Below are 7841 nucleotides of genomic sequence, written 5' to 3'. Positions count from 1 at the left end.
CCGCTGGCCGCCCCGGGCGCGTCGAACCCTACGGAGGGCACTCGTCGACGAGCGGGAGTAGGGGTGCACAGTGGCCGACCTGGTGCTCGACTACGCGCTGCTGCACAGCCTGGCGGGCAGCCTGCGCGAGCTGAAAGGCAAGATCCAGTTCGATGTGGACACCGGGTCGCGCCGGTCGGTCGTCACTTCCGACGGCACCGTCGTCGACTCCGGCCAGGTCGGCAACTCGACGCTGTACGCGACGCTGAGCGCCTTCTTCTCCGCCTGCCACACCCCGTTCAAGGACTCGATGGAGCTGCTCGACGAGCTGGCGAACACCTTCGACGGCATCGCCAAGGCCTACTTCGACCTGGACGCGGATATCGCCGGCAAGGTCAACCTGGACCGGCTGCGGGCGAACATCAGCGGCTGGCAGGCCGACACCGCCGCGTACGAGCGCTACCTCGACCTCAAGGACCGGGAGATCACCTTCCAGTACTACGACGAGAACGGCAACCTGGTCAGCGGCTCGGTGCCGGTGTGGAGCGGGGATCCGGTGCCGGAGCCGGGGGACCCGCCCACCTCCATCGACGGCACCTCACCGGTGGGCGGCAACAACACCACCGCCGTCCTGGACGACGAGGGCAACGTCGTCTCCGAGACCACCACGGTCACCTCCGGTGACGGGCTGACCTACACCGAGACGACCGAGTTCACCTACCGCGACACCGACGGCGACGGGAAGATCGACGTCGTCGACTACACCTCCACCATCACGCACGCGGACGGCACCGAGGAGAAGATCGAGAAGACGACGAACGACGACGGCTCGTTCGTGGTGACCTCGACCACCGACGAGGGGACCACCACCAGCACCGTCACCCCGAAGGCCGACGGCGGTTCGCATCAGGTCACCGTCGACCACGAGGGTGAGACCACCACGACCGACATCGTGGTGACCGGGCCGGACACCGGCACCAAGACGGTGGTCGGCCCGGACGGCACGAAGGTCTACCACGGCAACCCGACGACCGGGGAGTGGACCCTCGTCACCGAGGAGTCGTCCGAGGACGATTACGTCCCCTTCACCACCGTCACCATCTGACCCAACCCTTTGGAGCAGCGCCATGCCCAACATCACCGTCGACTTCGGCCGGGTACAGACGGTCAACGACCAGCTCAACCTGGCCGTCACGCAGACCGTGCCACGGCTGGAGGATCTGCTCGCCGCGGTGTCCCAGTTGCTCACCAGCGACGGTGGCCTGTGGTTGCAGAAGTCCAGCCCCACCCTGAGCGGGCAGTACCAGACCTTCAACACCGAGTTGACCGCGGCGATCGAGAGCATCCGCTCCTTCGCCCAGCAGTTCCACAACATCACCGTCCAACTGCGCACCATGGACGAGCAGATCACCGCGTCCAGCAGCGCCGCCTGATCCGCCGAACCGGAGGCATCCGATGGCTGAAGTCAACGTCGATTACGACAGGATCCACACCGTCTCCGGGCGGCTGACCACCGAGGGCGCGGAGATCGCCGATGTGCTGAAAGGTCTGCAGACCAGCGTCACCGAGCTGCTGACCAGCCAGGGCGGCCTCTGGATGCAGCAGGCCAGCCCGGTGATGAGCACGCAGTACACGGAGTTCACCGCCTCGCTGACCAAGGCGGTCAGCAACCTGGAGACCTTCGCCCAGAGCTTCGCGGCGATCGTGAAGAACCTGACCGAGATGGACCAGACGCTCTCCCAGCCGCCGCCTGCGGCGTGAACCGCGCGGCCCGGCTGTCGCCCCACCGGCACCCGGGCCGCGCCTCCGGCGGACCGGGTGCCGGCCATCCGGTCCGCGTCAGCGCGGCGGCCCTGGTCAGCGCGGCCGTCAGCGCAACACGGTGTGCGGGATCGTGACCGTGCTCAGCGCACCGGTCGGGTCCGGCGTATAGCCACGCCCCGGCCGGCTGCCGGAGCGCAACAGCCCCGGCGGCACCCGGGCACCCACCAGGTCACCCTCGATAGCCGACTGCGGTGCAAGCAGCACGCCCTGCCGGGAGCGTCGGGCCTCGGCGATCCAGCCGCCCAACGACTGGGTGAGGGTCTCGGCCGTTCCCGCGTACGCCAGGCCGAGGGCGCGGTCCCGGCCGGTGGCCACCACCTGGCGCAGGACCGCCTCCAGTGGGTTGGCGAAGCCGAGCAGGTCGACGTCGTCGACCAGCACCACCAACGGACCGCCCAGCTCCTCCATGGCGGCGGTCACCCGCGCCGGATCCGGGGTCGCCCCCTCGACCGCCCGCACCCGGGCGTGCACCGTCAACCGGCGCAACACCGATTCCCGGGGCGTCAGGATCACCAGTGCGGTGCCGCCGGCCAGCAGCGAGACCGCCAGCGTGGCCAGGGTGTTGCTCCGCCCCGAGCCCGGCGGCCCGGCGACCAGGAAGGTCGCCTGCTTACCGGTGAAGTCCACGTAGACCGGTCCCGCGGCGTCACCGCCGATCCCGAGCAGCGCGCGCAGTGGACGCCGGTGCTCCTCCGGGACCTGGGCGAACGCCTCGGCGAAGGTGACCGCCGTGGGTAGCCCGGCCACCGGGAACGGCCGGCGTTGCGCCGGCACGCCGCTGTCCCGGGCGGTGGCCCGGGCCGCGATCCGACGGATCGCCTCGACCTGCGCCGGGCCGGACGGATCCGGGGCGAGGAGGGCGACCTGGATCTCCGCCTGGTCCGCCGAGCGCCAGCCGCGTCCGGGCGGCACCACCTCCGGCACCCGACGGTGGTTGACGCCGATCGCCGAGTAGTCGGTCCGGTCGGTCATCCGCAGCATGATTCGGTGATCGTTCAGGTTGGCCACCCGCCCGGTCAACAGCGACCGCTCGGAGGACATCACCAGGTGCAGCCCGGCGGCCGGCCCCTCCCGCAGCAGGCCGAGGAACTGGTCCAGCAGCCGGCCGCCGTCGTGGTCGCCCAGGACGGCGGCCAGCGAATCCCAGCCGTCCACCAGCAGCATCAGATGCGCCGGACGCTCCGCCGGCGGCAGCGCCGCCCGCAGCTCGTCGAGGCCGGCGCAGGAGTGCCGGGCCAGCAGGTCGTGTCGGCGGGCCAGCTCGCCCTGGAGCCGGCCGACCAGGCGTTCCAGGCGTTCCAGGTCGGCCCGGGGGACGACCGCGCCGCAGTGCGGAAGCTCCGACAGCACCACCATCGACCCGCCGGCCGCGTCGACGGCGTACAGGTGCACGTCGGCGCAGGAGAGCGACCGGGCGAGTGACGCGGCCAGCGTACGCAGCAGCTGTGACCGGCCGGTCCGGGAGGCGCCCAGCACGTAGAGATGTCCGAGCGTGCCGAGGTCACAGGTCAACACCGGCTGGCTCTGCTGCTCGGGCAGGTCGGCGAGCGCGTACGGCACCGGCGGCAGACCGGGACCGGCCCGGGACTCCGGCGGGGTGAGGTCGTCCAGCAGCACCACCGGCGGCAGCGGTGGCAGCCAGGGGCTCCGCTGCCGCTCACAGCCGGTTTCGCGGGCGGCGGCGTCGATCGCGTCCACCAGCACGTCCAGGTCGGTGGCGGCCAACTCGTCCGGTGCGGTGCCGGCGTGTGTCGGCTCCACAGGCGGCGGCAACGCCCGGCCCAGCCGGGACCAGGGCAGTTCCGTGGCGTTCACCGGGGCGGTCGGCCGCGACTCGGGCGGCTCGGAGTCGGCACCCTGGTACACCGCGCCGACGTACCCGGTCTGGAAGGGCACGGTGGAGCGGTGGGCGAGCCGGGCGAGCGCCCGGCCGGGGGTGGCCACCGGGATCATCGCGGCATCCGGTACGTCGATCACGTCGGAGCTTTCCATCGGGTCGGTGACCCGCAACGCGATCCGCAGGTTGGTGTTGGCCCGGATGTCGGTGGTCACCACGCCGCCGGGACGCTGGGTGGCCAGGATCAGGTGGATGCCGAGCGACCGACCCCGCTGGGCGATGCTGACCAGGCCGGGGATGAAGTCCGGCACCTCCCGGGCGAGGGTGGCGAACTCGTCGATGACCAGCACCAGCCGGGGCACCGCCGGCAGCGAGGGGTCGCGGCCACGCATCACCCGGTACTGGACGAGGTCCTTGGCGGCGACCTCGGCCAGGATCTCCTCACGGCGGCGCAGCTCCGCGCCGAGCGACTCCAGCGCCCGGACCACGAGCGCACTGTCCAGGTCGGTGACCATGCCGAGGGTGTGCGGCAGGCGTACGCAACTGTGGAACGCGCTGCCGCCCTTGTAGTCGACGAGCACGAAGGTCAACTCGTCCGGGCGGTTCACCGTGGCCAGCGAGACCACCATCGTCTGCAGCAGCTCGGACTTGCCGGCGCCGGTGGTGCCGGCGATCAACGCGTGCGGCCCGTCCCGGACCAGGTCGAGGGTGACCGTTCCGTCGAAGCCGCTGCCGATCACGAAGCTGGTGGACGCGGGTTGCCGGGACCAGCGCTCGGCCAGTTCGGCACCGTCCGGCGGGTCGGCCGCCAACAGGTCCAGCAGCCGGCTGCGATCGGGCAGTCCGGCGGTCTCGTCCGGGGTGACGTCCCGCAGTGGGGCCATGGCCCGGGCCACCCGGTCACACCACCGCGGGGTGACGAGGTCCGGTCGTACTCCGGTGGCCTCGGGCACGCCGGTCTGCCGTACGGTCAGCCCGTCCGCGTCGGCCCGCAGCACCGCGGTGCACTCCTCCGGCAGCAGCCGCTCCTCGGCGTCGATACAGATCGCGAAGACCCGCACCGCCGGCCCTTCGGTGAGCACCTGCACCATGCCGGAGACGTCGCGCAGCCGGCGTGCCCCGTCGACGACGAGCAGCACGTCGGGTTCGCTGAACATGACCTGGCCGAGCTGCGACCCCCGGGCCCTGGTCCGGGCGGTGACCAACGAGACCAGTTCACCGATCCGGTTCGCCACCGTCTCCGGGTCGTTGCCGACAAGCGTGTAGGGCCGCCCGGCCGGGACACCGTCCTCGGGCGGCCGGGCGTGCGGCAGCCACCGCACCCAGCTCCACCGCTCCTCCCCGCTCGGCTCCGTCAGCACGCGGATCTGCAGGTCGCGCGGGCTGTGCAGGGCGGCGGCCTGGAGGACGAGCCAGCGTGCCGTCGCGTACGTGGTCTCCGCCTCGCCGGCCAGGCCGACCACCTGGCGGTCGACCAGGTCCACGGTGACCGGCGCGTCCGGCACGGTCCAGCGCAGGTGCCGGTCCGGGTCGCTGCGGGCCGGGTCCTCCACGTCGATGAGCGACGGCTGGTCCATCGTGCCGACCCGCAGCACCAGGTGGTCGGGGTCGCGGCGGCGCCGCTCCCACAGCCGCCGCCCGGGACCGACGGCGGTGTGCAGGACGGTGGCCGGGTCGGGGGACGCCTCGCACCGGGCCAGCCGTTCCTCGGCGACCGCCGCCGTCAGCTCCCGGAGCATCCGGGCCCGTTTACGGAGGTACTCGGCGAGATCCTTCCGGTACCGCTTGCGGCCGCTGCGCCGGTCGGTGTACCAGTTCGACAGTGCCAGCACCGGGCTGAGCACCATGATCAGCAGGAAGAAGTACGAGCGGAAGAGGAAGACGAAGGCCAGGCCCAGCACCATCGGGGCGAGGATCATCAGCAGCGGGATCGGTCGGCGGGTCGGTTTGACCGGCGGGGTGGGCAGCCGGCGCCGGGCGAAGAGCAGCGGTGGCACGATCCGGGGCGGCCGGTTGAAGTCCAGCACCGGTACGTCCACGGCCGGTGTCACCGCGGCGTCCGGCGCCGGGCGCGGCACCAGCCGCAGCAGGCTCTCACCCACCGCCAGGTCCACCCCGGGCGGCCAACGGCGGGCACCGTCGTGCCGTGGCGCCCAGGTGTCGGTCCCGTCCTCCGCCTCGTCCTCCGTCCCGTCCCGTCCCTGCCCGGCCGCGGGCCCCGCCGGCCGCGACCGCTCCGAGTGGTCCGGGTGTCCGGGCGGACCCTCCTGCTCGGTCTGGGCCGGGGGTTGCGGCGCCGCCAGGCGTACCTCCGGACCAGCGGTGGCCAGCCAGGCGCGACCCTGGTCGTCGACGCTGAGCCGCGCGGCGTGCGCGGGCACCCCGCTGCCGCCCGGGTCGATCGCGGAGCCCGGCGCCGAGCCGATGTCGTGACAGCCCAGGCCGACCGGCCAGATCCGTCCGGCGCCGGGGCCGCCGACGCCGTGCACCTCCAGCCAGTGGGTCCGGAGGTCGCCCGGCAGGTCACGTACCCCACCGGCCGGCGCCGGCCCGCCGTCACCGAGCCGGACCCCGGCGACCAGCCCGGCCCGGCTCACCGTCCAGGTCGGATCCAGCCGGGCCCCGTCCAGATACCACTCGCCGGCTGCGCCGTCCTGCTCGGTGACCGCACCGACCGGCGTCCGCACCCCGAGGTCCAGCGCGACGTCCCGGTCGGCGTCGGCGGAGACGACGGTCAACAACAGGCGCATCAGCGGTCTCCGCCACGTCCGGCGGGCTCGACGCCGGAGTGGACCATCGGCCGTCGCTGCTCGTGCGTCTGCTCGATCAGGTCGTCGTTGGTGCCGGGCGGAGCCGGTGTGCCGGGCGGTGGTGGCGCGGCCGGCACGGCGGGCGACGCCGCGACGACCGGACGGGCGTCGGGCGGGATCGCCGGTCCTGCCGGTCCTGCCGGTCCTGCCGGTCCCGCTGGTTCCGCCGGGAAGGAGGAGGCCGCGCCGGGGGCTACGGATCCCGGAGAGTTCTCCTCGGCCCAGGCCGGTGCCGGTGCGGTCGTGCGCGCGGACCGCCGGGCGGGCCGCAGGCACCGGGCCAGCGGCGCGGAGTCCGCGTCGATGCGCAGTTCCGGTGCGATCACCCGCCCGGCCAGGTCGACCCGCAGCCGCCAGCGTGATCCGGGCAGGTAACCGGCGACCAGGACCAGCAGCCCAGGATCGTCGGCGACCAGGGTGGCGAGCTGCGCTGCCGCCGGCGGATCGGGCCGCCGGCAGACCAGGACGGTACGTCCGGCCGGCTCCGCCGAGCGCCGGGCGAGAGGCGGCCGCGCGAGAGTCGTCAGGGCCTCGGCGATCGGCATCCGGTCGGTGCCGGCCGCCGCCAGACCGTCGCCGGGTTCCGCCGCGATGACCAGGCGCTGCACGCCGTGCCCGTCGGTCAGGGCCGACAGCTGGACGACCAGCGCGGACACCAGTCGCTCCGCCGGTGTCGGGGCACCGTGCACCGACACGATGCCGGGGCAGCGGGCGAGATCCAGCAGGACCAGCGTGTTGGCCCGGACGCCCACGGCGATCGGCAGCGGGTCGCCGGTCGCGGGCCCGTGGACCGGTGGCAGCGGCGCGCGGGCCCGCCAGCTGCGCGCCGTGGTGACCTGCCACGAGGATTCCGCCGCCGGTAGCGGCACGTCCGGCCCCGCACCGGCGAGCCGCACGCCGAGTTCTCCCGGGCCCAACAGCACCAGGTACGGCCAGAAGTCGTCCCGGTCGGCCAGTGCCGATCGCGCCGACACGATCCCGGCTCGGGCCGCCGGCACCGGCCCCGAGCCGGCGAAGCAGTCGTTGACCACCCGCATGCCGCGCCGGAGGCGGACGAAGCCGACGATCGGCGCCACCAGGTCCCGCGCCGCGCCGACGACGCCGCGCCGGATGCGCCGTCCGGTGCCCCGCAGGCCGTATCGGCGGTCGAACCACCGCAGCAGGACCACCAGCAGGATCAGCACTTCCAGGACCGTGAGTACGGCCAGCAGCGTCTGCCGGTTGGTGTCCAGGAAGCGGCCGAGGCCGCTGAAGGACGGCGCGTTCAACCGTGCTCCTCCCTCACCCGTAGCGCGCCAGGGGCGGCACGGTCGTGTCCTGATGTTAACTGTGGGTGGACGGCCGTCCTGGTGGCCGAGATCCAACCGGGAGCGTCAGATCCGCAGTTCAGG

Annotated in this window: 5 protein-coding genes; 3 read left to right on the top strand and 2 right to left on the bottom strand. The window is 73.2% G+C overall.

From position 1 onward, the window contains the following. Positions 1–70 precede the first annotated feature (70 nt). From ACN28C_RS32510 to ACN28C_RS32500, 3 genes are read left to right on the top strand one after another with little or no spacing between them, the layout of a single operon-like run. The gene (locus ACN28C_RS32510) at positions 71–1084 is read left to right on the top strand and encodes a hypothetical protein (RefSeq protein ID WP_422771300.1); all 1014 of its coding nucleotides are present in this window, start codon (positions 71–73) and stop codon (positions 1082–1084) included. A gap of 22 nt (positions 1085–1106) precedes the next feature. Beyond that, positions 1107–1412, top strand: coding sequence for a hypothetical protein (locus ACN28C_RS32505; protein WP_421490938.1), 306 nt, complete (start codon positions 1107–1109; stop codon positions 1410–1412). A gap of 22 nt (positions 1413–1434) precedes the next feature. Beyond that, positions 1435–1740 (top strand): WXG100 family type VII secretion target, encoded by a 306-nt coding sequence (locus ACN28C_RS32500; RefSeq protein ID WP_422771299.1) that lies wholly within the window; start codon positions 1435–1437, stop codon positions 1738–1740. 108 nt (positions 1741–1848) lie between these two features. Here ACN28C_RS32500 and ACN28C_RS32495 read toward each other — a convergent pair whose 3' ends face one another. Both ACN28C_RS32495 and ACN28C_RS32490 read right to left on the bottom strand, forming a co-directional pair. Further along, positions 1849–6390, bottom strand: a complete 4542-nt coding sequence (locus ACN28C_RS32495; RefSeq protein ID WP_422771298.1) for an FtsK/SpoIIIE domain-containing protein — start codon at positions 6388–6390, stop codon at positions 1849–1851. Beyond that, positions 6390–7718 carry a hypothetical protein gene (locus ACN28C_RS32490; RefSeq protein ID WP_422771297.1) on the bottom strand — a complete coding sequence of 443 codons (1329 nt, stop codon included), beginning with the start codon at positions 7716–7718 and terminating at the stop codon, positions 6390–6392. The genes ACN28C_RS32495 and ACN28C_RS32490 overlap by 1 nt, the downstream gene beginning before the upstream one ends. Between the last annotated feature and the right edge of the window lie 123 nt (positions 7719–7841).

The organism is Plantactinospora sp. WMMC1484 (assembly GCF_049315195.1).
In the GTDB taxonomy this organism is placed as follows: Bacteria; Actinomycetota; Actinomycetes; order Mycobacteriales; family Micromonosporaceae; genus Plantactinospora.
Note: the sequence above shows the minus strand (reverse complement) of the source record. Positions and strands in the feature narration are given on the sequence as shown.

Excerpts from the sequence above, each read along its gene's own strand:
- ACN28C_RS32495 (WP_422771298.1), bottom strand. The coding sequence starts at position 6,390 with ATGCGCCTGTTGTTGACCGTCGTCTCCGCCGACGCCGACCGGGACGTC.
- ACN28C_RS32500 (WP_422771299.1), top strand. The coding sequence starts at position 1,435 with ATGGCTGAAGTCAACGTCGATTACGACAGGATCCACACCGTCTCCGGG.
- ACN28C_RS32505 (WP_421490938.1), top strand. The coding sequence starts at position 1,107 with ATGCCCAACATCACCGTCGACTTCGGCCGGGTACAGACGGTCAACGAC.